Consider the following 24089-nt stretch of genomic DNA (forward strand, 5'->3'; position numbering starts at 1 on the left):
ACTGTTCAATCATCACTGACTTGCATGTCAATGACGCGCAATTCCATGCCGCCCGTGGGCTGCATCTGGTAGCTGCCGCAGGCCGGGCAGGCGTCGCCGCGCTGGGTGATCGCCACGGTCTGGGCGCAGCCCATGCACCAGGCCTGACCGGGGGGTTCTTCGATTTCGATCAACGCACCATCGAGCACGGTGCCGGGCGCCAGGCTTTCCAGCGCGAAACGCAGGGCGCGCACGTCCACGCCCGCGAGCTGGCCGGCCTCAAGCCGCAGCGACAGCAGGCGCGAAAAGCCTTCGCTCACCGCCGTGTCTTCGACCAGCTGCAACACACCCCCGGCGAGGCTGGCTTCATGCATGGTGCACCTCCTGGCCAGCGGGCAGCGCGTGCATCACGTCAAACGGCACGCAGGGGTCAAACGCGGCCATGAGCAGGCGCACGCGGCGCTCGGTGTCTTCGGCGGGCTGGCCCGCATCCAGCGCGGCGATGTGTTGTGCCACCACACCCTGCGGATGGAAATTCCACTCGGTCGGCGCGAGCACACGGTAGGCGGCCACGCGCGCCGGCGCATCGCCCACGGGCGCGTCGATCTCCACCTGGTGCACGAGCAGACCACGCGCCATTTCCACCCAGGCCATGCCTTGGCGCTCACCGGTGTTCAGCGACCCGAAGCACAGCCAACCCGCGCCGCCCTGCCCTGGCACATCGGGCTTGCAGAGGCGGATCAGCTCGGCGATGCGGCTGCCCAGCAGCGCCCAGGGTGTGAACGGCAGGCCACCGGGCAGGTCGTTCAAGCGCGTCCAGTGGCCGGTGTGGGCAGGCGCGCCGTGCCACAAGGGGTGCAGCGCGAAGCCGGACGTGAGCGCCAGCGCAGCGGACAAACCGCGTTGGCCAACAAGGTCTGCGTGGGCACGGAGCGCGCTGGCCGGGTTCAGCGGGACCGCCGTGTTGGCCTCGCGCGCGGCGCGCAGCAGCGCGGGCAGCCAGCCGCTGTGGCGGTGGCGGTGGCACCAGTCGAGCAGCCAGTCGGTGCCGCAGGCCTGCCAGGCGCGAAGCCAGGTGGTGGTCGGCATCTGCAGCAGCTGATCCTCCAGCCAGGCGAGCGTGGCGGGCCAGGGGTCGGCCACGGCGGTGGCTGCAGGCGCAAGCAAGGGGCAGGTCATCAACGCAGCCTGCGCCTGGGCAGCCCACGGCCCGTGCGCGTCGGCGGCCAGCAGGCGCGGCCAGTCCAGGCCGATGCGGCGGATGTGTTCCTGCGCGGTCTCGGTGCGCAGGCGCTGCGCCACCTGTGAGGGCGCGGGCAACAGACCGGGCACGGCAGCCTCGATGGCGAGCTGGGCACACAGGCGGTGCGCGTGGCTGCAGAGGTTGAACAGGCTCGCCATGAGGCCGGGCAAGGCGCTCACCGCCTGACCGCGGGTCAGGCGCGGCGCCCAGTCCTGGCGGCTGCTGTGCAGGGCCAGCGGCAGCGGCGCGCCCGGTGCCACGCGCAGGCTGCCGGCCAGATGGGACAGCGCGGTGCTCATACCGCAGCTCCCGCGTCCGGCCGGCGGGCCATGAAAAAGGCGCGGCGCGCTGGCAGCGGCTCGGCCGAAACTGGTGCATCCACAGGTGCTTCGGGCTCGGGCCGGACCAGTGCCAGCGAAGCCAGCGCAGTCTCGCGCGCGAGGTCCTGGCTGGTGAAGCCGTTCATGGGGGAGAACAGCGCGCAGGTTTCGTGGTAACCGATGGCGGGGTCGTGCGCGCCGATGAAGTCAAACCGCTCGCTGCCGAAGTCGCGCACGGCTTTGCGTCCCACGCGGTTGCCGTGGGGCAGGTTGACCGCGGGCAGGCGCAGCAGGTTCATGAACCAGGGGGTGATGAGCACGCCTTCGGCCACAGGCTCGGCGCCCTCTTCTCCTTCTGTCCATTCGAAGCCCACCGCCTCGACCGACAGCGCCGGGTTGAGCAAGGGGATGCCTTGCATGCGTTCGTGTTGCACGTGGCGGTAGAAATCCACCAACGCTTGCACGCGCGCGGCCAGCTGGGCGGGAGAGGCCGAGGGTGTGTCTGTGCGGGTGAGCGGGCTCATGGCTGTTGCCCATCTTGCGGCGCATGGCCTGTGCCTGCGACATACGTTGTTGGCGCGGCGGGCCCCTCACCCCAGCCCTCTCCCCAGAGGGGCGAGGGAGTGAAGCCACCTCGCCCGCTGGCGGAGGAGGCCAGGCCCGTCCTGAACGGGTCGAAAGAGGGTGAGGGTCCGCGCTGGTGTTCCACGTCCATCACTCCAGCATCAGGAACTGTTCGGCATCGCCGTCGCAGTTCGGGCAGCGCCAGTGCGCGGGCAGGTCGGCGAACGGCGTGCCAGGCTGAATCTGCCATTGCGGGTCGCCGAGCGCCGGGTCGTAGACCCACCAGCAGATCTTGCATTCGAGGCGCGAGCCAGGGCGGAGCACGTCGCGGTTGCCCAGGTACGAGCCTTCAAAGCCCTCGAAGTGGTGATCGCTCATGGTGTTTCGCGTGCCGGGTGGGTGGGAACCGTTACACCGACTCGAGGTAGTTCATCACGTCGGCCAGCCGCTCGTGCGAATCGCGCAGGTCTTCCGGGGCGGCCATGGCCACCTCGGGCATGTCCACCACCTCGACCGTGTTGAGGATCACCTTGTCCATCGAGTTGTAGTACACCACGCGCCAGCAGTTCGGCAAGCGCGTGTTGGAGATGCGGCAGTTGCCGTAGCCGCGTGAAAGCATCAGCACGCGGCCGGTGCCCAGGTGGTGGTCAAGAAAGCCGATGTCTTCGGGCGTGACCGGCAGCAGCGTGAGGTTGACCACGTGCGAGACCTGGCCGGGTTTCCATCCCGCCACCTGGTCGCGGATCTCTTCCACCAGCAGCGGCGCGTTCTGCACGTTGGGTGGCAGCGGGCCGGCCCACTGCGGCATCGTGCCTTGCGGCCACACGTCGTCGACCGCGATGACGCGCAGCAGCGCCGGCACCGGGCTGACCTCGATCACGTCGTCGATCAGCGTGCGCTCGCCGTTCACGGTGCGGAAGGTGATGAGGCGCCACACACCGGCGAGCACCGCTTCCTGGATGCGCACTTCGAGCGCGCCGTCTTCTTCACGCACCAGGGCGCTGGCCTCGCCCTCACCCATGATCTGGTTGACCAGCCGCAGGTCGGCTGCGGGCAACGCGGTCAGCGAGACCTGGCCGCCCGGGCCGCGCTCGGCCGTGCGGTCCAGTAGCGCGAGCACTTGGTCCAGCACCGCGCGGGCCGCATCGCGCCCGGCCAGCTCTTCGGGCTCGGGCAGCACCGGCGCGCGGTAGGTGTCCATGTCTTTCGGCATGGGCAGGTAGTCCAGAGATTCGTCTTCGGACTGGGTGCCCGGGCCGAGGGCGACGAGGGGAATGGGAAAGTCTTTCATGGGGTGTCCTTGTCTGTCGGTGGGTTCAATGGCAACCGCTGTCGCTGCTCGCCGCGCCGGTCTGGCTCACCACCGGGATGCCGATGGTGGGTGGGCGCGAGGGCGGCATGGTGAGCGCGGCGGCGACGCCGTTCAGGTAGACGTCCCAGTCCTGCATGCCGGCGATGGCGGTGACGTACTGGCCGTCGCGGAAGAACAGCAGCGTGGGCCAGCGTTGCGAGCCGTAGCGGCGCGCCACCGCGTCCTCGTTGTCGCGCGGCACCACGGCGATCTGGAAGCGGTTGGCGAAGGTCTTCATGAGTTCGGGCAACACCGCCGCCACGTCCTGGCCTTCGGGGAAACGCACCGGGTCGCCTGCGAGCAACACCACGCGGTCGCCACCGCCCGCGCTCCACGCGGCCACGGTGGTCTCTTCGACCCAGGCGGCGCCGAAGTCGCGCGCCAGGCGCATCACCAGCGGCGGCGCGGGGTTGGTGTCGGGCTCGGGCAGGGCAAAGGCCCGGCTGGGGGTTTCTGTGGCGGTGTTCATGGAGGTCTCCTGAGTGAATTTTTAAAACTGGCCTGACAGCTGTTTCAGCTGCTCGGCGGTCATTTGGGAAGGCAAACAAAAGCCCGCGTCGCCGCTGGCATCGAAGCCCTGCATGGCGCCGAGCACGAGGTCGAGTGCGCTGTTGACTTCCGCCGCGCGGGTGGCGTCGATGCGTTCGCGCGCATCGCCCAGGAACACCAGCAACCAGTCGCCCGGCTCCAGCGGACCAACCAGCGCTGTGGTCACGCGGCGGCGCTCGCCACGGCCTTCGCACCAGGCGTGGCCGGGCTCGGTGGCGGTGACCTGCATGGGCATGCCGATGCACATGGCTCAGGCTTCCTTGGGCATGAAGCGGTCGTCGCCTATGCGGCAGGCTTCTTGGGCCGCCGGGCGCTGCGTTTCGTAGGCGGCCAAGGCCAGTTCGTCCATCGTCACGGCCTCGCGTTCGCCCAGCGGCGTTCGGCGCGGCACGGGCTCGCCGCCCCAGTGCGCGATCTGCTCCACGCCCAGGGCCAGCGCTTCTTCCATCGCGGCCTTCACCACCGGGCGCAGGCTGCCGCCGTAGTCTTCCAGCTCCTGCGGCTGACAACCGATGAGCAGCACCTGCGCGGGGAATTTGCCAGTGAGTTGCGCGAGTGAGAGCACTTCCTGGAAACCGGTCTGGTGCAGGCTCATCTTCTTGGCGCCCATGAAGCGTGGCACGGCGTCGTCGCGCACGAGCTTCAGCGTGCCGGGTTCGAGGCCGTAGTCGATGGCGTCGAAGATCAGCAGCGCGTCGGCCGCCTGCACGTGCTGGATCAGATACAGGCCCTGCGTGCCGCCGTCGATGAGCGACACGTGTTCGGCGAATTCGAAGCGTCGCTGCAGCGCTTCGATGCAGCGCACGCCAAACCCTTCGTCGGCCCAGAGCAGGTTGCCGATGCCGAGCACGCAGATGGAACGCGGGCTGTCACCCGAGGGGTGACAGGTGGATTCGGACGGATGAAGGCTCATGGTGGGTGGTCCCGTCAAACGGTCAGTGGGAAGAAGAAGACGTTGGCGCGCAGAGGCGCTTCCAGGCGTGGAAGCTGTCCCAGGCGGCCTGGTGCGCGAGCCAGAAGCCGGCGTCGATGCCGAACTGGCGCGCGCAGCGGATGGCGGTGTCGGGCGACATGGCCCGCTGGCCGTGCACCAGCTCGTGCAGCCGGCGGCGCGACAGACCCAGCACCCGGGCCGCCTCGCTCTGGCTCAGCCCCAGCGGCGCCAGGCAGGTGCGCGCCAGCAGCCGCCCCGGGTGCATGGGCGTGCGCACCGGCACGCCACGCGGCGGGCTGGACCAACTGGCGACTGCCTGCTTCACGGCATCAATCCTTAAAAGTTCTGCGGCCGGAAATCATCGTGGACACGATGGATTGCCGCCCCATGATGTCTTCGCGGATCGCGGCGTACACGTGCAGGACGATGAAGATGATCAGCGCCCACATGCCCAAACGGTGCCAGGTGTGCACGTCCTGGCTCTGGCCCATGAGCGGGATCACCCAGCCGAACATCCGCTCCTGCCACGAACCCATCTGCGAACCTTCGCCATACAGCGCAAAGCCGGTGACGATCATGAAGATCGAGAGCATCAGGAAGCCCGCGAACATGGCCAGCCGTGCCAGCGGGTTGTGGCCCACGTAGCGGCCCGGCCGCGGGATCAGGAAGGTGTACCACTTGAGCATGGTGAGCACCTCTTGCCAGTAGGCCTTCTGGAAGATCGGCACCCAGAAAATCTCGCGCGCGTGGTGGTTGCCAACGATGGCCCAGTAGGCGCGGCCGATCAGGCCCACGGCCAGCAGGTAGCCCGCCGTGAAGTGCGCGAAGCGGATGTAGCCCATGAGGTAGTGCGCGCTGGCCTCGCCGGGCATGGTGGGCAGCGGCTGGCCGATGAAGTAGCCGGTGAGCGCCAACACGGTGATGGACGCCGCGTTGATCCAGTGCCAGAGGCGCACGGGCGCTTCGTACACATAGACCGACTTGGTGGTCTGGCCGTGCGCGACGGCGCTCTCGTCGATGCCGGTGGCGTCGATCAGTTGTTCGGATGTGGTGGACATGGTGGCCTCCAAAGAGCGGTTGCCGTGGATCGGGGTGGCCGTCAGGCCGCCAGCTGACCGAAGAGCACCAGGCCGGTTGTGCCCAGCACCGCGCCCAGGCCACCCAGCGCCCAGCCGCTGCGCTCGGTCAGCGCGCGGCGGATGCCCAGACCGGCGACCACGCCGCCGAGGTGCAGCGCGGCGGTGGTCAGCAGGAAGCCCGCGGCATAACCCGCAAAGCCCGTGGCCGGCGTTTCAGCGCCGTGCGCCAGGCCGTGCAGCGAAGCCGCCGCGGCCACCAACCCCAGGCCGACGGCGGCCGGCATCGGCTGGCGGGCCAGCACCAGCATGGCGCCGAACAGCGCCACCGACAGCGCCACGCCCTGCTCCAGGAACGGCAGGCTCACGCCCGCTGCGCCCAGCGCTGCGCTCGCCACCAGCGCCAGCAGGAAGGTGGCCGGGCCTTGCCAGGCTTTGCCTTTCGGCAGGGCACAGATCGACCACACGCCCACGGCCACCATGGCCAGCAGGTGGTCAAGGCCGAAGGGGTGCGACAGGCCTTCCATGAGGCTGGTGGCACCGTGGCCCGGATGGGCCTGGGCCGCGCCGGCCAGGCCGGCCAGCAGCGCGGCGGCGGCCGCGCGACGGATGTTTTTCGATTGCATGTGTTTCTCCTCGTGGTCTGGGGCGTTCAACGGACGGTCACTTTCGCCATCTCCTGGCCGTCTTCGCTCATCACGTGAGTCGAGCAGGCCAGGCAGGGGTCGAAGCTGTGCAGCGTGCGCAGGATCTCCAGCGGCTGCTCGGGGTTGACCATGGGCGTGTTCATGAGCGAGGCCTCGAAGGCGCCGATCTGGCCCTTGGTGTCGCGTGGCGAACCGTTCCAGGTCGTGGGCACCACGCACTGGTAGTTCTCGATCTTGCCGTCCTTGATCTTGATCCAGTGGCCCAGCATGCCGCGCGGTGCGGCGACCGTGCCCACGCCCTTGGCCTCTTTCGGCCAGGTGGACGGGTCCCATTTGTCGGTGTTGACGGTGCTGGTGTCGCCGGCCTTGATGTTGCCGATCAGCTGCTTGAAGTCGTCCATCATCATCTCGGCGGCGTACTGGCTTTCGAGTGCGCGGGCCAGGGTGCGGCCGATGGTGGTGGGCAGCAGCTGCTTGAGCGTGTAGTTGGTTTCAGGCAGGCCGAGGGCCTTGGGGATGGCGCTGTTGATCGCCACCGCCGCGCCGTCCACCTGCTCCTTCACGCGCTGGCAGTTCTTGTTGCCCTGCACCGCGTGGGCGTAACCCAGGATGTAGCGCGACAGCGGGCCGACCTCGACCGCGTGGCCGCGCCAGCGCGGGCTCTTGATCCACGAGTACTTGGCGGACTCGTCCAGGTTCTCGATCTTGGTGCGCGTGCCCTTGAAGTTGGGGCCTTCGGGGTTGTAGTTGGCTTCGGTCACGCCGTCCCAGGGGTGCAGGCCCTTGGTTTCATCGCCGTACTTGTACCAGCTGTGGCTCACGAACTCCTGCACCTGCTCGGGGTCGCGCGGGTCGATAGCGTGGATCTTGTTCCAGTTGCCGTCGAGGATCACGCCGCCGGGCAGCTGCTGCGTGGTGGCGTCATAGGGCACCTTCTCGTAGGTGCCGTAGTCGGCCACGTTGGTGGCGCTCAAACCACCGCCATAGAGCCAGCCGGCGTTCTTGTAGATGGTGCCGATGGCCAGCACGTCCGGGATGTAGACGTTGTTGTTGAAGTCGATCATTTCCTGGATGCGGGCCTGCACGAAGTTCAGCCGTTCCATGTTGATCGGGGCGCCGGCGGCACCGTTGCCATCGAGGTTGATGGCGCAGGGCACGCCGCCCACCAGGTAGTTGGGGTGCGGGTTTTTGCCGCCGAAGATGGTGTGCACCTTGACCCACTCTTTCTGCAGGTCCAGCGCCTCCAGGTAGTGCGTCACGGCCATCAGGTTGGCCTCGGGCGGCAGCACATAGGCCTTGCTGCCCCAGTAGCCGTTGGCGAACGGGCCGAGCTGGCCGCTTTCAACGAACTTCTTCAGGCGGTTCTGCACGTCGCGGAAATAACCGGGTGACGACATGGGGTGCGCGGGCGACACCATCTGCTGCAGATCGCTGGTCTTCTTCGGGTCGGCCTGCAGGCAGGACACGACGTCGACCCAGTCCAGCGCGTGCAGGTGGTAGAAGTGCACCGCGTGGTCGTGCACCTGCAGGGTCTTGGCCATCATCTCGCGGATCAGGTGGGCGTTCAGCGGCACGCGGATGCCCAGCGCGTCTTCCACCGCGCGCACCGAGGCCAGTGCGTGGCAGCCGGTGCAGACACCGCAGATGCGCTCCACAAAAGCCCAGGCGTCGCGCGGGTCGCGGCCCTTCAAGATCACTTCCAGACCGCGCCACATGGTGCCGGTGGACACCGCGTTGCGGATGACGTTGTTGCTGTCGAGGTTGACCTCGCAGCGCATGTGGCCCTCAATGCGCGTGACCGGGTCGACGACGATGCGCCGGCCGGTGTTGTCCATCTTGAAGCCCTGTGTTTCGTAAGCACCCATGGTGTTCTTCCTCGTGTGTCTGGATCAGCTGTTGGTGGACGCGGCTTTGTTCTCGACGGCCTTGTCGCGAGCGCGCTTGGCCACCGAGATGGCGGCGTGCGCCGCGACCGCGGCACCGACCACACCAGCCGCCGTGCCGCCGATCTCGTCGGCATTGGCTTCGATGCCGAAGGCGTGGATGTCGGTCAGGCGGTCGTAGAACGAACCCTTGTCCCAGAAGCCGTCTTCCGAGCAGCCGATGCAGCCGTGGCCGGCCTTGATCGGGAAGCTCGTGCCCTCGTTCCACATCACCGTGGAGCAGGCGTTGTAGGTGGTTGGGCCCTTGCAGCCGACCTTGTAGAGGCAGTAGCCCTTGCGCGCGGACTCGTCGTCCCAGGCTTCGACGAACTGGCCGGCGTCGAAGTGCGGACGGCGGTAGCACTTGTCGTGGATGCGCTGGCTGTAGAACATCTTCGGGCGGCCCTGGCGGTCCAGCTCGGGGATCTTGTCGAAGGTCAGCATGTAGGTGATCACGCCCGTCATCACCTCGGGGATGGGCGGGCAGCCCGGCACCTTGATGATCGGCTTGTCGGTGATGACCTTGTGGATCGGCGTGGCCTGCGTCGGGTTGGGCTTGGCGGCCTGCACGCAGCCCCAGCTGGCGCAGGAACCCCAGGCGATGATGGCCTTGGCGTCTTTGGCGACGTGCTTGAGCTTGTCGATGAAGGGCTTGCCCGACTGGATGCAGAACATGCCGTCTTCATTGAGCGGCGGGTTGCCTTCCACGGCCAGGATGTACTGGCCCTTGTACTTGGTCATGATCTCTTCGAGGATCGCCTCGGCCTGGTGGCCGGCGGCGGCCATCAGGGTGTCGTCGTAGTCGAGCGAGATCATGGAGAGCACCACGTCTTTGGCCAGCGGGTGCGCCGAGCGGATGAACGACTCGGTGCAACAGGTGCATTCCAGGCCGTGCAGCCAGAGCACGGGTGTGCGTGGCTTGTTTTCCATGGCGTGCGCGATCATCGGCACGAACGAGGGCGCCAGCCCGAGCGAGGTGGCGGTGAGCGAGCAGTACTTGAGAAAGCTGCGGCGCGAGATGCCCTTGCGGCGCATCACCTCGTAAAAGGTTTCCATCATGGGGTTGTCTCCGTTGTCTGGTGTGGGGGCGGAACCGGGCCCCGCCGTTGCAGGCAGGTGTGTGACCGTTTGCAAGCCACGGGCCACCGAAGACCACCCAAGGGAAAACACCGACAAGCCACTGCAAGCTGTTGTTTCACAACATTTTTTTACAGAGCTCGACACACTCCAACGGAGCTGGCCTGTTGGATGCATCAGCCAACTGTCCAGCCAACAAGCCAAACCGGAAGGTTGGTATCCGCCTGGTTTCATACCGAATCCCTACGCAACAGGCGAAAAAAAACCGACCCTTGTGGGGTCGGTTTGTGATCGGTTGCATCTCTGGGGACGCTGAAACAATTTTTTAGTTGGACTGGGTTGTCTCCTCGGTCCCCCGCGGTCACCGGCGCTGTGCGCCGTTTGCGAGTGACGGAAATATAGCCGTCCGCACCAGCCCCGTGCATCGGGGCTTTCCCTTGGGTGCAAGCCCTCCTTTGGGAGGCTGGCGGGACTTCACAAACCATGCCCCAACCGGGCCTCAAGGTATGCAAAGGTTTGCACGTGCATCAACGCTCGGCCACGGCACCCAGCCAAGGCCTGAAAGCCCTGCGCTGGTGCAGACAGGTGCTCTGGAGGCGCCTTCGAGGCATGGCACGGGAAATGCACGTCACGGCTTGTCGTTGGAAAAGGAAAAAACCATGTCGCAAAACGAGGCGTTCGCCGCCGCAGCGCACCTGCATGTGCTGCTCAGGCGCAAAACCGGTCGGGTGACCGACACCGAGTGGATGGTCAGCAACTTTGAATATGCGCAGGCCATCGTCCGCTTCGCGCGCGACAAGGCGAGCGAAGACGGTCACGAAGACCTGTTGCCGCTGGCCGAGCGACTGGAGGCGCTGGTGATCCCGGTGCGCAAGTCCGCCGCACCGTCGATCCCGCTGCTCACGGTGATCGAAGGCCGGCTCAAGGCGCCGTCGACCGCCGTCGACCTCGACACGCGCTATATCGGTCGGCTGCGCTGATCACAGCACTGAATGGGGCGGGTTGCTCTCGTCAAGCAACACATTCAAGTGCTCAAGCCCACTTGCAGGCTTGCCACAAACCCCGCGCTGGTGCCGCCCGTCACTGTGGCGACCTGCTGTGCGGCGCCGTCGTTGCCAAACACGTTGTCGCGCGTCAGCGAGACGCCGGCGTAGTTGCTCACGCTGGCGCTGTAGCCTGCGGCCGCACCGTAGACCTGCTCGCAGGCGCTGGCGGGCAGGGCCAGTTGCGAGACCTTTTCATGGTCGCCCACCAGGCTGTCGTCGGTGGCCGACGAGAGGCTGTCGTAGATGGCGAAGTGGATGTGTGGCCAGCGCCCGCTGTAGCAGCCGGGGAAGATGGTGGTGAAGCTGACCAGGCCATTGGCGTCGCTCACCTGCACGCCGCGCAGGTAGTTCTCCTGCGTGTGGCCGCCCGAATACATCGAGTAGCCGCCGTCGCGCGTGCAGTGCCAGAGGTAGACCGCGAGCCCCTCCAGCGGCAGACACGAAGTCGAGGCGTCCACCAGCGTGAGCTGCACCGTCAGCGGCACGCCCAGCGCGGTGCCGTCGGCGCCCGCGATGCTGGAGCGGATGTCGCTGCGCACGATGCCCGAGAGCGCCAGTGCGTTCAGGCGCTGGCCCGAAGCGCTGCTGCCGTCGGCCGGGTACGGTCCGGCGGTCTCGCTGGGAATGGTGCTGCAAGAGCCCCCGCTGGCCGAGACGGCCGAGGTTTCGCTGTCCTCCACATCACCGCCACCGCAGGCCAGCAGGGCCAGGGGCGTGGTGGTGAAGAGGGCCGCACCCGAGAGCCAGCGCAGGGCCTGGCGGCGTTGCGCCTGCTGGCGAATCAGGGTGTCGAGGTCGTGGGAAAGTCCGTGAGCGTGCATGGAGAGCTTCGTGGTGGAGGAAAAGAAATCAATGGGTCGGCCGGGCGTGATCCAGCGCGATGCCCATCGACCACTCGGCGCGCAGGCCGCCGCTGTCGAGGTCGGTCACGAGGCGGTCGGGCGCCAGCGTCGGCGCGTCGCGGGTGGCGCTGAAGCGCGGCTGGCGCAGGCTGGGTGGTTCGGGTGGCGCCAGCACCCGCTCCTTTGCCGCGCTCACCGCCAGCGCCGGCATCAACAGGCAGGCGTCGGCGCGCGCGATCACATGGCGCCCGTCGTTGAAATAGATCTGCAGGTACACCGGCACGGTGTTGTCGCGGTAGCGGCCCGGATAAACGGTTTGAAAGCGCACGCGGCCGTCGGCGTCGCTGAGCTGCACACCGCGCATCATGGCCACGGCCTTGAGTTCGTCGTCACCGGCATCAAACAGCCAGCAGCACGGGTCGTAGTGCCAGATGTAGACCGCCGCGCGCTGGATCGCCTGGCCCGCGCCGTCGTGCAGGCGCAGCACCAGGGTCAGCGGAACGCCCAGACTCCATGGCGCCAGGTCGCTGCGCATCTCGGGTGATGCGTCCGCGAATTCGGGCAGCGAGTAGGGACGGCGCGTGGGCCGCACCTGCAGCAGCGGGGCCTCGGCCCCGGCCGCGCAACCGGTCGGGATGGCGGTGGGCTGGAGGGTGACCATGGGGTGCATGCGCTGCATTCTGGTCAGCGCATGTGAACCCCGCTTTGGCGGTTTGTGTACGGGTGGACACAGAGCACGCCGTGCGAATCAGGCCCCGAGCGAGCAGGGACTGCCGATGTGGCAGTACCTGCTCATTCAGGGCACCGCCGGGCCGGCTTCGCCGGACGGCCAGTGCCGCCCCCTTGAGGGGGTCGCGCGCAGCGCGGCGGGGGTGACTCCCCTCACTCCAAATGCAAGCGCAGGCTGACGCGGAGTCCGCCCTCGGCGCGGTTGCCCATCGTGAGCGTGCCGCCTTCGCGTTGCGTCAGGTCGCGCGCGATGGCGAGCCCGAGGCCGTTGCCACTGGTGCCGGTGCCGTCCGGCAAGCGCACCCAGGGCTGGAACACGCGCTCCAGCTGTTCGGGCGCGATGCCCGGGCCGTCGTCGTCCACCGTCACCTCCGCCCAACCATCAACCCGCCGGCAGCCCAGACGCGCCGCGCCGCCGTAGCGCAAGGCGTTGTCCACCAGGTTGTCCACCACCCGGCGCAGCGAGGCCGGGTGCGCCCGCACGTGCAAGGCCGGGGCGGCCTCACCGTCGCCCACAAGCGTGACCGGCAACCCCTGTTCGGCCAGGTCGTCGGTCAGCGACTGCAGCAGCGCGCCCAGGTCGAGCAGCGCGGGCCTGGCGCCGGTGGCCTGCTCGCGCACCACGGCCAGCGAAGCGTCGATCAGCTCGTCCATGGCGCGGATGTCGGCACCCGCCGCTCGGGCCGCGTCGCTCGGCAGCTGCTCCAGGCGCAGCCGCAGCCGGGTGAGCGGCGTGCGCAGGTCGTGCGAGACGGCGGCCATGTGCAGGCTGCGCTGGTCGAACTGGTGCTTCAAGGCCTGGGCCATGCGGTTGAAGGCTCGCGCCGAATCGCGCACCTCCACCGTGCCATGCGCGTCGTCGAGCGCGGGCGGGTCTCGGCCCTCGGCCAGGCCTTGCGAGAGCGTGGTCGAGGCCTGCGCAAGGCGCCGCATGGGCACCGAGAGCCAGCGTGCGCCGATGGCCGCGCCCACGCCGATGAGCAGTGCGCGCAGTGCGTAGTCCAGCCACAGCGCACGCGCGGGCATGCCCCCGCCGACCGGCCGGCGTTCGCCGTCGGGCCCGAGCATCGGGGGCGCGGGCGGTCGCCACGCCGGTCCCGGGGGCCGCCCGCCATCGCCCGCGAGCGGGTTGCCCGGCGGCAACGAAGGCAGCGGCGGCAGGGCGGCGGCGCCCTCGGTGGACAAACGACCCATCCACCGGGTACCGACCGGCGACACGACGGAGAAGGCCACCACATGGCTGAGCACCAGCGTGACCCACATCAGCAGAAACAGACGCAGGAACAGCGAGTCCAGGCGGCCCAGGCGTTCACGCCAGCGCTTCATCATCGCGAGCCCTCCAGTGGCTGGAACACATAGCCCATGCCGCGCAGCGTGCGGATCGGGCCCGACAGCCCGTCGGCGCCGCCGAACTTTGCGCGCAGGCGCGAGACCGCGAGGTCGATGCTGCGCTCGTTGGCGTCCACGCCGGGCGCGCGTGTGAGTTCGAGCAGGCGCTCGCGCGAGAGTGCCTGGCCCGGGTGGTCGATGAAGGCCACGAGCAGGCGGTACTCGGCGGCCGACAACGGCGTGACCACGCCCTCGGGCGACTGCAGGCGGCGCTGCACGCGATCAAAGGTCCAGCCACCGATGCGATGGCGCACGGGTGGCACGGCCGGCCCGGGGCCGCCGCGCAGCACCGCGCGGATGCGCGCCACCAGCTCACGTGGCTCGAAGGGCTTGGGCAGGTAGTCGTCGGCGCCCAGCTCCAGGCCAAGCACGCGCGAGTGCATGTCGCCCTGCGCGGTGAGCATGATCACCGGCAGCCGGGGCCAGCGCGGCCGCAGCCACTGGCACAGGCTCAGCCCGTCTTCGCCGGGCAGCATCAGGTCAAGCAGCAGCACATCGACCCCACCGGCCGGCAGGCGCTGCCGCAGCGCAGCGCCGTCGGCCACGGTGTCGAGCACCATGCCGAAGGGCCGCAGAAAACCGGTGAGCAACTCGCGGATGCCCGGGTCGTCATCGACCAGCAGGCAATGGATCAGGGGGGTCGGGGAAGAAGGGGTCTCGGGCATGGGGCCACACCGCCAGGGTGCCGGGAAAAGCGCTCAGCCTGCGAGTGTAGGCAAGGAGGGCCGATGGAAGGCGGTGTGTCAGCTTCTTTACGTGCCTGACACGATCCAGCGCGCCGCCTTCTCCGCGATCATCAAAGTGGGGCTGTTGGTGTTGCCGCTGGTGATGGTCGGCATCACGCCCGCGTCCACCACGCGAAGCCCGGCCACGCCGCGCACGCGCAGGTGGCTGTCGACCACGGCCATCGGGTCGCTGTCCGACCCCATCTGGGTCGTGCCCACCGGGTGGAAGATGGTGCTGGCAATGTCGCCGGCCAGGCGCGCCAGCTCTTCGTCGCTCTGGTACTGCACGCCGGGCTTGAACTCCTCGGGCCGGTACTTCGCCATCGCCGGCTGGCCCACGATGCGCCGCGTCACGCGCAGGCTGTCGGCCGCGACCTGTCGGTCTTCTTCGGTGGAGAGGTAGTTGGGCGCGATGGCGGGCGCGTCGTCGCAGCGCGGTGTCTTGATGCGCACATGCCCCCGGCTCGTGGGGTTGAGGTTGCACACACTCGCCGTGAACGCGGGAAAGCCGTGCAGCGGCTCGCCAAACGCATCCAGGCTGAGCGGCTGCACGTGGTATTCGAGGTTGGCGTGCGGCTGGGCCGGGTCGCTCTTGGTAAAGGCGCCGAGCTGGCTGGGCGACATGCTCATCGGCCCGCTGCGCTTGAACGCGTATTCCAAGCCGATGGCCGCTTTGCCCCAGAGCGAGTTCGCCAGCGTGTTGAGCGTCTTCGCGCCCTGGACCTTGTAGACCGAGCGGATCTGCAAATGGTCTTGCAGGTTCTCGCCCACGCCGTGCAGCGCGTGGTGCACCGGCACGCCCGCGGCCTGCAGCACGGCCGGCGGACCGATGCCCGAGAGCTGCAGCACCTGCACCGAGCCGATGCTGCCCGCGCTCAGCACCACCTCGCGCGCGGCGGTCACCGTCACACGCCGACCGCCGCGGCGCAGCTCGGCGCCGGTGCAGCGCCGCGCGCCCGATGCGTCGCGCGCCAGCGTGAGCCGCTCGACCTGCGTTTCGGTCCACACCGTGAGGTTGGGTCGCTGCATCACCGGGCGCAGAAAGGCCTTGCTCGCGTTCCAGCGCCAGCCTGATTTCTGGTTCACCTCGAAATAGCCCACGCCCTCGTTGTCGCCCCGGTTGAAGTCGTCGGTGGCGGGGATGCCGGCCTGTTGCGCGGCCTGGGCGAAGGCGTCGAGCACGTCCCAGCGCAGGCGCTGCTTCTCGACGCGCCACTCACCGCTGCTGCCCACGGCCTTGTTGCCGTGCAGCAGGGCGAAGGCCGGGTTGCTCAGGCTGTCGCTGCCGCCGTCGAGCTTGTGGTGGTCTTCGTGCGCGCGGAAGTCGGCCAGGCAGCGCTCCCAGCGCCAGTCACTGTCGCCCGAGAGCAGCGCCCACTGGTCGTAGTCGCGCGCCTGGCCGCGCATGTAGATCATGCCGTTGATGCTGGAGCAGCCTCCCAGCGTCTTGCCGCGCGGGTAACGCAGCTTTCGCCCGTTCAGCCCCGGGTCGGCCTCGGTCTGGTAGAGCCAGTCGGTGCGCGGGTTGCCGATGCAATAGAGGTAACCGACCGGGATGTGGATCCAGTGGTAATCGTCCTTGCGACCGGCCTCGATCAGCAGCACGCGTTTGGAGGCGTCGGCGCTCAAGCGGTTGGCGAGCAGGCAGCCGGCGGTGCCGGCGCCGACGATCACGTAATCAAAGGCGGTGTCGTTCATTGGAATACCTCTGCCCTGCGGGCGACGGTGCGAGCTGGCTTGGGAACGGCCCGGCGCTGCGCTCATCGGATGGGTCCCCTCGCTCGGGTGTTCATTTGATGGGCTCATGGCGCAGCGCTCGACGGTGCGTGCACTGTGCCGGAGGTAGCGCCAGTTTTCCAATGAATTCGATCCGATCCAGGTATAAGTTTGGCAAATAATGTCAGCACCATGACCGCCCGCCTGCCCACCACCGATCCCCAGACCCTGCGCGCCTTCGTCGCCGTCGCGCGCGAAGGCAACGTCTCGCGCGCGGCCTTGCGCCTGCACCTGAGCCAGCCGGCCGTGAGCCTGCAGCTCAAGGCCCTGGCCGAGGCCACCGGGCTACAGCTCTTCACCCGCACGCCGCAGGGCATGGCGCTCACGCACGACGGCGCCGCCCTGTTGCCGCTGGCCGACCGCGCGCTCGCCGCCCTGGCCGACTTCGGCCAGGCCGCCGCGCGCCTGCACACCACCGTGCGCGGCACGCTGCGCATCGGCACCATCCTCGACCCCCAGTTCACCCGCCTCGGCGCCTTCCTCAAGCAGCTCGTGGAGGCTGCGCCGCAGATCGGCACCGAGCTGAGCCAGGGCATGAGCGGCGACGCACTCGCGCGCATCGGGCGCGGCGAGCTGGACGTGGGCTTCTTCCTCGACCTGCCGCAAAACCCGTTGGGCCCACCCTACCGGGTGCGCGCGCTCACCCGCTTCACCTACCGCGTGCTCGCGCCCGCCGGCTGGGGGCCGCAGGTGAAAGGCAAAGACTGGAAAGCGCTCGCCGCCCTGCCCTGGCTCGCCACGCCGCCGGCCAGCGCGCACCACCGGCTGCAGCGCAGCGTGTTCGGCCCCGGCTCGCTCACCGGCCTGGAGCCCCAGCGCGTGGCACTGGTGGACCAGGAAGCCTCGATGCTCGACCTGGTGAAAAGCGGTGTCGGGCTGTCACTGGCGCGCGACGCGATCGCGATGCGCGAAACACAGGCCCACGGGCTGGTGGTGGCCGATCAGGTGGCGCTGGAGTGCGATTTGAGCTTCATCTGCCTCGCGGAGCGGGTGGGTGAACCGGTGATCGCGGCGGCGCTGGGGGCGCTGGATGCGGTATGGGGATGATCGCTTGTGGGCTGTTCGACAGCCTTGGCTGCCGTCCCCGAAAGATCGGGGATGATGCGGTGCCTTGCCCTTCCCCCCTGAGCATCCCAGCCTTTCCTTGCACCGACCTCCCTGCCCCGGTGCCCCCGCCATGACCCTCCCGAAACCACAGAGCCCGGTCGCCTACCAGGCCCACATCGACGGACTGCGCGCCATCGCCGTTCTGGCGGTGATCGCCAACCACTTCAGCAAGTCGCTGTTGCCAGGCGGCTACCTCGGCGTGGACATCTTCTTCGTGATCTCGGGTTTCGTGATCACCGCGTCGCTCGTTTCACGGCCGCACGGAGCGCTTGGGCCGTTTCTGCTCGGTTTCTTTCAGCGCCGCATCAAGCGGCTGTTGCCGGCCCTGCTGGTCTGCGTGCTGGTCACCGCCGTGCTGATCAGCGCGCTCGACCCGCAGCCGCGCACCAGCCTGCTGACGGGCATCAACGCGCTGTTTGGCTTCTCCAACATCTACCTCTACCACCAGGCCATTGACTACTTTGCCCCGGCGGCACAGTCCAACGCCTTCACCCAGACCTGGTCGCTCGGGGTCGAGGAGCAGTTCTATCTGGTGTACCCCTCGCTGTTCTGGCTGGCCGCCAGCGGGCGGCTGGGTCGGCCGCAGCGGGCCCTTCCGTTGATGGTCGGATGCCTGAGCCTGCTGTCGTACGTGGCCTTCGTGAACGTCTTCGCGTCCCGCCCCGCCGCCGCCTACTTTTTCACGCCGCTGCGTTTCTGGGAGTTGGGCGCGGGTTGCCTGCTGTACGCGGGGCGCGACAGCCCCCTGGTGGCCGCGCTGCGCCGCGGCCTGGCGAAGCTGGGCCCGCTGCCCCTGGTGGCCCTGATCGCCTGCCTCTGGGCGCCGGTTCAGCATCTGGTGCCGGCCAGCACCGCGGCGGTGGCGCTGACGTGCTTGCTGCTCATCGGGCCCACCGGCCTGAGCCAGCGGGTGCTGACCTGGACGCCACTGCGCCACATCGGCCTGATCTCCTATTCGCTCTACCTGTGGCACTGGACGGTGCTGGTGCTGGCGCGCTGGTCCATCGGCATCGACGCCTGGCACGCGCCCTGGCTGCTGGCGGCGATGTTCCTGCTGGCCGAGATGTCCTACCGCTGGGTGGAGTCCCCGCTGCGCCACTGGTCGGGTCGCTGGCCCGTGGCGCGCGGCCTGGGGGCGTCGCTCGCGGTCACGGCGGCGCTGGCGCTGCTGATGACACAGCACCCCCGCCTGCTGTTGCCACTCGACCCAGCACTGCGCGACGCGCCGGCCTTCCTGCAGGTCAAGGGCAAGGAGTACAACCCCCACTGCGTGGTCGACGGTGAGCAGCGGCGCCTGGAAGCCGATACCTTCGACCTCTGCACGCAAGCGCCCCGTGTGCCCGGTGGACAGACCGTCTGGGCCATGGGAGACAGCCACGCCGGTCACCTGCAGGGCATGCTGTACCGCCTGCACAAGACCACCGGCGTCGGCGTGCACCTGATCGAAACCCCGGGGCGGCCCTACCCCTACGTGGGTCCGGTCTTCGAACCACGGGAACGCATCCTCGAAACCATGTACGCACGCGCGCGCCCTGGCGACGTGTTGCTGGTTTCACGCTTGTATTTCGATCTCGGCAACGCTCAAGCGCCCGCCGACCACACACCCTGGGCCACCGATCTGCAGGCACTGGCCGGCCGGCTCGCAGCGCACCGGATGCACCTGGTGGTGGTCGGCCCACCACCGGTGTTCGACTTCGAACATCCAGTGGTGTGCAAGCGCACCTTGTTTTCGAATACCGCCTGTGCGCAGGATCGAAAAGCCCTGGCCCGCCGGATGGAGCAAGTACACCAATCGCTGGAGCGGTCGCTCGCCGCACAACCCAACGCCCATGTGTTCCACAGCTTCGACATCCTGTGCCCCGCCACACACACCACCTGCACGCCGGTGCACGCCGGCACAATGATCTACCGCGACCGCGACCACCTCAACACCGCAGGTGCGGCGCTGCTCGCAGCACCATTGGCCAGCTTTCTCCAGACCCGCGGAATCCTGGCCGTTCGTTCAACGAAGACCGCTTTCTGACAGGGCCGCTTCACCTGCCTGGCGGAAAGGAGGGCCGTTGGGATGATGACGTTCATTCTGAAATTATCAAAGTTATCGAAAACAAGTATATTTAGATAACTTCGATACACACCATGGACCCCATCCACAATCCCTACTCCCCTGGCGCCGGCACCCCGCCCCCCGAACTGGCGGGTCGCGACGAGCTGCGGCGGCGCCTCGACGTCGCCATCGGCCGCGTGCGCATCGGCAATCCGGCCAAAAGCGTGATCCTTGTCGGTCTGCGCGGCGTGGGCAAAACCGTGCTGCTGGAGCAGATGCGGCAAGACGCGGACCGCTCGGGCGTCCACACCCTGCGCCTGGAAGCCCCGGAAAACCGCTCCCTGCCCGCGCTGCTGAGCCCGCAATTGCGCCTGGCCCTGCTCAAGCTCAGCACCATCGAGAGCGCCAAGGCGCTGGCGCAGCGCGGCCTGCGCGCCCTGGCCGGTTTCGCCAAGGCGCTCAAGGTGAAATACGACGACATCGAGGTCGGCATCGACCTGGAGCCCGAGCTGGGGTTGGCCGACAACGGCGACCTCGAAGGCGACCTGACCACCCTGCTCGAACAGGTGGGACTGGCCGCCCAACAGGCCCAGACGGTGGTGGTGCTGTTCATCGACGAGCTGCAATACGTCGAAGAGGAACAGCTGGCGGCACTGATCACCGCCCTGCACCGCTGCGCCCAGCAGAAGCTGCCGGTCATGCTGGTCGGCGCCGGTCTGCCGCAGTTGGTCGGGAAAGCGGGCAAAGCGAAGTCGTATGCAGAACGCCTGTTTGACTACCCGGTCGTGGGGCCGCTGAGCCGCGCCGATGCCGCGCTGGCCATCACCAAACCTGCGGAAAACCTGAAGGTCAGCTTTGCGCCCGCCGCCGTGGACCGCATCATCGACATGACCCAGGGCTACCCGTATTTCCTGCAGGAGTGGAGCAAACAGGCCTGGGACACCGCACAGCGCAGCCCCATCACGCCGGAAGACGTGCAGACCGCAGAACCTCTGACCGTCGCGGCGCTGGACGAAGGTTTCTTCAAGGTCCGCTTCGACCGCTGCAAACCCAGCGAACGACGCTACCTGCGCGCCATGGCGGAACTCGGCCCCGGCCCGCACCGCTCGGGCGACATCGCCGCGAAGCTCGGCAAATCGGTCAACACCTTTGCCCCCGTGCGCAGCAGCCTGATCAACAAAGGCATGGTCTGGAGCCCCAACCACGGCGAGACCGCGTTCACCGTGCCGCTGTTCGATCAGTTCATGCGCCGGGCGATGGTGATGCCTGAGGTGGCGTGAGCAGCTGACACTCACAGACCCTCATTCGTCGTTTGAGAAAGCAACCTTCGACATGCTGGAACCCATCTACTTCTACACAAAGACCGGCCCGTTCTATGAGCTGTCCAACTTCGCGCCCTACGGTTTTGAAGCCGAGGGCGTCTATTGGCCGACGGTAGAACACTTTTTCCAGGCTCAGAAATTCACGGACCCCAGTTATCGGGAGCGGGTTCGACTTGCACCATCTCCAAGAGAAGCTCGTGCGCTGGGTCAAAGCCGCGCCGTTCCCATCCGCTCCGATTGGGATTCGGCTCGCGAAGAGCTGATGTTCAAAGCACTGTGCCTCAAGTTTCAGCGTCGGGAACTTCAGACGCTCTTGCTCAGCACGGACTCACGACCCTTGGTTGAAGCGTCACCTTTCGACCACTTCTGGGGCGCCGGCCAGGATGGTTCAGGACAGAATCGGCTCGGGCACTTGCTTGAGCAGGTGCGCCTGCAGCTCGCCGCCAAAGCTGAGACATAGTCCGCGCACACGCCACCGCCTCACGCCATGCTCCAACGCATCCACCACGCCGCCATCATCTGCTCGGACTACCCGAGGTCGAAGCGCTTCTACACCGAGGTCCTCGGTCTGAAGGTGATCGCCGAACACTTCCGCGAGGCGCGCAACTCGTGGAAGCTGGACCTGGGCCTGCCCGACGGGTCGCAGGTGGAGCTGTTCTCCTTCCCTGGCGCCCCGCCGCGCCCGTCGTACCCTGAGGCGCAGGGCCTGCGGCACCTGGCGTTTGTGGTCGAGGACGTGGCCGCTTGCAAGGCGCGGCTGGAAGCGCAGGGGATCGCGGTGGAGCCGGTGCGGGTGGACGAATACACCGGGCGGCGGTTCACATTTTTCAGCGACCCGGACGGCTTGCCGTTGGAGTTGTACGAGGCGGGGTAATCCCGGCCCTCAGTTCAGCTCCATCACCTTCGCCGGAAAATCGTAGTTCTCGTCCAGCGCGCGCGCGGCCATGACCGGCAGCATGTGGGTGATGAAGACCTCGCCGATCCAGCGGCGCACAGCGGGATCGTCACCCGCCAGCAACGTGAGCGCGCTGAAGCGGGCGATGCCCACCTCTTCCGCCAGCCCGGCGGGCACGTGCGGCGCGCGCAACTGGCCCTCGGGCAGGGCGTGGGTGGTTTCCAGCCGCCAGGCGCCGAGCATGCGGTCGAAATGGCCGACCGTGCCGCGCCGCCAGACCTCGGTCACGTAGACGTTCCACTCGCCGGGGTCTTCGGTGATGAAGCCCCAGTCAAATTCGTAAATGGCGCCGGGCTCGCTTTCGAAGAGGCCGATCTCGCTCACGTCGCTGCGCATCGCAAACTCGGCGAACAGCACGCCCGCGCCGGTGGGCTGACCGTCGATGAAGCGCTGGACGGCCAACGGATCGGCCACGTACAGCGGCTCGGGTTCGCTCCAGGCGCGCTTGGCGCGGTTGAGCAGGCGCGCGGTGGCGTCCACGCTTTTCTGCGCGTTGATGCACCAGTCCCTGAAGGTCTGGCGGCCTTCGGGGGTCGCGATCTGCTGCAGCGTGGCGTCGAACTGCTGGTCGTCCTTGAGGTAACCGTCTTCGCGCAAACGCAGCACGATGTCGACCATGGAATTGCGGGTCACGTGCTCGATCATGTAGGCGACCTCGCCACCCGGAAAGTCGGTCATCGAGCGCTGGATCCACTCCATCGTCGCTTCGTGCGAGAGGCCTTGTGGCGCCCGCGGTATGTCGTTGAACAGCGCTCGAAGCACGCGCACCGTATCCAGATCACTGGCCATGTCGGTTCCGGGTGAAAAGAAGAAAAAGGGGCTCGCGGCCGCCGTCGGCAACCGGCGGACCGTTCCCAGTGCACAGCATAGTGCCAGCCCCCCGGGGGCTGAAACCCTGAAAAGCTCCCGAAAACCGGTCAGTTCGCACGGCGGGCGCTGTTCCCGGCCGGGCGGTTTGCGGTCCAATCCATCTCATGAACAGCCCACACACCGATTCAAGCTTCCGCGTCCTCTTCGTCTGCATGGGCAACATCTGCCGCAGCCCCACGGCGCACGGCGTGTTCGAGGCCCGGGTGCGCGAGGCGGGCCTGTCGGACCGGGTGAAGGTCGATTCGGCTGGCACGCACAGCTACCACGTCGGCGCGCCGCCCGACGCGCGCAGCCAGAAGCACGCGCTGCAGCGCGGCTACGACCTATCGACCCAGCGCGCACGCCAGCTCACGGCGCGGGACTTCGAGACCTTCGACCTGGTGCTGGTGATGGACTGGGAGAACTTCGTGCTGGCCGAACGGCTGTGCCCGCCGGCGCACGCCAAGAAGCTGCGGCGCTTCGCCGAGTTCTTCCAGCAGCACGACAGCCCGGTCGTGCCCGACCCGTACCAGGGGGGCGCAAAAGGCTTCGAAGAGGTGCTGGATCTGGTGGAGGACGGCAGCGCGGGGCTGCTGGCGCATGTGCAACGCCAGCTGGGCCTGGCACCCTGACCCGGTCTTGTCCTATTCCTTGAACGTCAACCGGGCATCGGTGGCGATTCGCCGATAGAGCACCATGTCCTGCTGGACGGCGTTGGCCAGCGCCGAGGGCGTCCCGTTGTCGGCTGTGATGCCCAGGCCTTCCATCTGTTTGATCAGGCCGGGGTCGGCCAACGCCGCGTTGACGGCCTTGTTGAGTCGTTCCAGCACCGGGGTCGGCGTGCCCACAGGGGCGAACACGCCCAGCCACGAACCCAGGACGAAGTCCTTGAGGCCGCTCTCCGCCGCCGTGGGGACGTTGGGCAGGCGCGGGTCTCGGTGGTCTCCCGTGACCGCGATGATCTTCACCTTGCCCGCGTCGGCGTAGGACTTGGCGGTCGCGTCGAACGTCAGGTCCAGAACCCCGCCGGCGACGTCGATGATGGCGGCCGAGGTGGACTTGTAAGGCACATGGACCATCTCCGTGCCTGTCAGGCTCTGGAAGAACTCGCCGAGAAAGTGGGCCCCGCTGCCCATGCCCGCGCTGCCGTAGCTCAGCTTGCCGGGGTTTTTTCTGGCGTGGGCGATGAACTCGCCGAGGGTGTTGACGGGCAACCGGGTGCTCACCACCACGGGCAGGCCGTAGGTGCCCACCAGGGCCACGGGCATCAGCGCCTTCACCGGGTCGTACTTCACCGCCGTGTCCGTGATGGGGAGGATGGTGTAGCTGGGGTTGGTGAAGAGCAGGGTCGTGCCGTCCGGGTCGGCGCGCATGACGGTCTCGGAGCCGATGCGCGAACCCGCACCGGGCCGGTTCTCGATGACCACGGTCAACGCCAGCGACTTCGACACGCGGTCCAGCACGCCCCGCGCCACCTGGTCGGTGATGCCGCCCGCCACGAAGGGCACGACCACCTTGATCACGTTGGCGTTGGATTGCCCCGACGCCGTGGCCGTTGCGCCGAGCACGGCCGCACCGACGAGTGTTTTCAGCAGGCGGCGTTTGGATGTGTTGAACATGGATGTCTCCTTTTAGGTGATTTG

27 protein-coding genes are annotated in these 24089 nt (G+C 67.8%); 7 read left to right on the plus strand and 20 right to left on the minus strand.

The window, feature by feature from the left end; translation table 11 throughout:
* Positions 1–5: 5 nt before the first annotated feature.
* From B0E41_RS03640 to B0E41_RS03700, 13 genes are all read right to left on the minus strand, one after another.
* Positions 6–353 carry a hydrogenase maturation nickel metallochaperone HypA gene (locus B0E41_RS03640; RefSeq protein WP_077328923.1) on the minus strand — a complete coding sequence of 116 codons (348 nt, stop codon included), beginning with the start codon at positions 351–353 and terminating at the stop codon, positions 6–8.
* Positions 346–1521: a hypothetical protein gene (locus tag B0E41_RS03645; protein ID WP_077328926.1), complete on the minus strand. Its 1176-nt coding sequence runs from the start codon at positions 1519–1521 to the stop codon at positions 346–348. Before B0E41_RS03645 ends, B0E41_RS03640 begins: the two co-directional genes overlap by 8 nt.
* Positions 1518–2066 carry a [NiFe]-hydrogenase assembly chaperone HybE gene (gene hybE, locus B0E41_RS03650; RefSeq protein WP_077328928.1) on the minus strand — a complete coding sequence of 183 codons (549 nt, stop codon included), beginning with the start codon at positions 2064–2066 and terminating at the stop codon, positions 1518–1520. Before hybE ends, B0E41_RS03645 begins: the two co-directional genes overlap by 4 nt.
* Positions 2067–2256: 190 nt before the next feature.
* Entirely contained in the window at positions 2257–2484 is a 228-nt protein-coding gene (locus tag B0E41_RS03655) for a rubredoxin (RefSeq protein WP_077328930.1), read from the minus strand.
* 31 nt (positions 2485–2515) lie between these two features.
* The gene (locus B0E41_RS03660; RefSeq protein WP_077328931.1) at positions 2516–3397 is read right to left on the minus strand and encodes a hydrogenase expression/formation protein; all 882 of its coding nucleotides are present in this window, start codon (positions 3395–3397) and stop codon (positions 2516–2518) included.
* A 25-nt stretch (positions 3398–3422) separates the two neighbouring features.
* Positions 3423–3848, minus strand: a complete 426-nt coding sequence (locus B0E41_RS03665; RefSeq protein ID WP_253194599.1) for a thioredoxin domain-containing protein — start codon at positions 3846–3848, stop codon at positions 3423–3425.
* A gap of 99 nt (positions 3849–3947) precedes the next feature.
* Entirely contained in the window at positions 3948–4253 is a 306-nt protein-coding gene (locus B0E41_RS03670) for a HypC/HybG/HupF family hydrogenase formation chaperone (protein ID WP_077328935.1), read from the minus strand.
* A gap of 3 nt (positions 4254–4256) precedes the next feature.
* The gene (locus B0E41_RS03675; RefSeq protein WP_077328938.1) at positions 4257–4919 is read right to left on the minus strand and encodes a HyaD/HybD family hydrogenase maturation endopeptidase; all 663 of its coding nucleotides are present in this window, start codon (positions 4917–4919) and stop codon (positions 4257–4259) included.
* A 22-nt stretch (positions 4920–4941) separates the two neighbouring features.
* Positions 4942–5265: a HigA family addiction module antitoxin gene (locus B0E41_RS03680; protein ID WP_253194593.1), complete on the minus strand. Its 324-nt coding sequence runs from the start codon at positions 5263–5265 to the stop codon at positions 4942–4944.
* Between the two features lie 4 nt (positions 5266–5269).
* A complete protein-coding gene (gene cybH / locus B0E41_RS03685; RefSeq protein WP_077329061.1) occupies positions 5270–5998 on the minus strand; it encodes a Ni/Fe-hydrogenase, b-type cytochrome subunit in 729 nt (242 codons plus the stop codon).
* A 41-nt stretch (positions 5999–6039) separates the two neighbouring features.
* On the minus strand, positions 6040–6642 hold the full coding sequence (locus tag B0E41_RS03690; RefSeq protein ID WP_077328940.1) for a HupE/UreJ family protein: 603 nt from the start codon (positions 6640–6642) through the stop codon (positions 6040–6042).
* A gap of 26 nt (positions 6643–6668) precedes the next feature.
* On the minus strand, positions 6669–8528 hold the full coding sequence (locus tag B0E41_RS03695; RefSeq protein WP_077328942.1) for a nickel-dependent hydrogenase large subunit: 1860 nt from the start codon (positions 8526–8528) through the stop codon (positions 6669–6671).
* A gap of 24 nt (positions 8529–8552) precedes the next feature.
* Entirely contained in the window at positions 8553–9641 is a 1089-nt protein-coding gene (locus B0E41_RS03700; RefSeq protein ID WP_077329063.1) for a hydrogenase small subunit, read from the minus strand.
* A gap of 680 nt (positions 9642–10321) precedes the next feature.
* On the opposite strand from B0E41_RS03700, the gene B0E41_RS03705 reads away from it, so the two are divergent.
* Positions 10322–10642 carry a hypothetical protein gene (locus B0E41_RS03705; protein ID WP_077328944.1) on the plus strand — a complete coding sequence of 107 codons (321 nt, stop codon included), beginning with the start codon at positions 10322–10324 and terminating at the stop codon, positions 10640–10642.
* Positions 10643–10686: 44 nt separating this feature from the next.
* On the opposite strand, the gene B0E41_RS03710 is transcribed toward B0E41_RS03705, so the two are convergent.
* The 5 genes from B0E41_RS03710 to B0E41_RS03730 form a co-directional block, all read right to left on the minus strand.
* Positions 10687–11529 carry a hypothetical protein gene (locus B0E41_RS03710; RefSeq protein ID WP_077328946.1) on the minus strand — a complete coding sequence of 281 codons (843 nt, stop codon included), beginning with the start codon at positions 11527–11529 and terminating at the stop codon, positions 10687–10689.
* A gap of 28 nt (positions 11530–11557) precedes the next feature.
* Entirely contained in the window at positions 11558–12220 is a 663-nt protein-coding gene (locus tag B0E41_RS03715) for a hypothetical protein (RefSeq protein WP_171984652.1), read from the minus strand.
* Positions 12221–12432: 212 nt separating this feature from the next.
* A complete protein-coding gene (locus B0E41_RS03720) occupies positions 12433–13608 on the minus strand; it encodes an ATP-binding protein (RefSeq protein ID WP_077328950.1) in 1176 nt (391 codons plus the stop codon).
* Positions 13605–14333, minus strand: a complete 729-nt coding sequence (locus B0E41_RS03725) for a response regulator transcription factor (protein WP_077328952.1) — start codon at positions 14331–14333, stop codon at positions 13605–13607. Before B0E41_RS03725 ends, B0E41_RS03720 begins: the two co-directional genes overlap by 4 nt.
* Before the next feature lie 87 nt (positions 14334–14420).
* The gene (locus B0E41_RS03730) at positions 14421–16091 is read right to left on the minus strand and encodes a GMC family oxidoreductase N-terminal domain-containing protein (RefSeq protein ID WP_077328954.1); all 1671 of its coding nucleotides are present in this window, start codon (positions 16089–16091) and stop codon (positions 14421–14423) included.
* 210 nt (positions 16092–16301) lie between these two features.
* On the opposite strand from B0E41_RS03730, the gene B0E41_RS03735 reads away from it, so the two are divergent.
* The 5 genes from B0E41_RS03735 to B0E41_RS03755 all read left to right on the plus strand — a co-directional run bounded on the left by B0E41_RS03735 (position 16302) and on the right by B0E41_RS03755 (position 21516).
* Complete coding sequence (locus B0E41_RS03735) at positions 16302–17216, plus strand: LysR family transcriptional regulator (protein WP_077328956.1); 915 nt, start codon at positions 16302–16304, stop codon at positions 17214–17216.
* A gap of 130 nt (positions 17217–17346) precedes the next feature.
* Entirely contained in the window at positions 17347–19299 is a 1953-nt protein-coding gene (locus B0E41_RS03740; RefSeq protein ID WP_077328958.1) for an acyltransferase family protein, read from the plus strand.
* Between the two features lie 113 nt (positions 19300–19412).
* Positions 19413–20600, plus strand: a complete 1188-nt coding sequence (locus B0E41_RS03745; RefSeq protein WP_077328960.1) for an ATP-binding protein — start codon at positions 19413–19415, stop codon at positions 20598–20600.
* Between the two features lie 52 nt (positions 20601–20652).
* Positions 20653–21102, plus strand: a complete 450-nt coding sequence (locus B0E41_RS03750) for an NADAR family protein (RefSeq protein ID WP_077328962.1) — start codon at positions 20653–20655, stop codon at positions 21100–21102.
* A 27-nt stretch (positions 21103–21129) separates the two neighbouring features.
* Positions 21130–21516, plus strand: coding sequence for a VOC family protein (locus B0E41_RS03755; protein ID WP_077328964.1), 387 nt, complete (start codon positions 21130–21132; stop codon positions 21514–21516).
* 9 nt (positions 21517–21525) lie between these two features.
* Here B0E41_RS03755 and B0E41_RS03760 read toward each other — a convergent pair whose 3' ends face one another.
* Positions 21526–22386: a hypothetical protein gene (locus B0E41_RS03760; RefSeq protein WP_077328966.1), complete on the minus strand. Its 861-nt coding sequence runs from the start codon at positions 22384–22386 to the stop codon at positions 21526–21528.
* A gap of 185 nt (positions 22387–22571) precedes the next feature.
* Here B0E41_RS03760 and B0E41_RS03765 point away from each other — a divergent pair, with 185 nt between their 5' ends.
* Positions 22572–23078, plus strand: a complete 507-nt coding sequence (locus tag B0E41_RS03765; protein ID WP_077328968.1) for a low molecular weight protein-tyrosine-phosphatase — start codon at positions 22572–22574, stop codon at positions 23076–23078.
* A gap of 12 nt (positions 23079–23090) precedes the next feature.
* Here B0E41_RS03765 and B0E41_RS03770 read toward each other — a convergent pair whose 3' ends face one another.
* Complete coding sequence (locus B0E41_RS03770) at positions 23091–24065, minus strand: tripartite tricarboxylate transporter substrate binding protein (RefSeq protein WP_077328970.1); 975 nt, start codon at positions 24063–24065, stop codon at positions 23091–23093.
* Positions 24066–24089 lie beyond the last annotated feature (24 nt).

The organism is Hydrogenophaga sp. A37 (assembly GCF_002001205.1).
In the GTDB taxonomy this organism is placed as follows: Bacteria; Pseudomonadota; Gammaproteobacteria; order Burkholderiales; family Burkholderiaceae_C; genus Hydrogenophaga.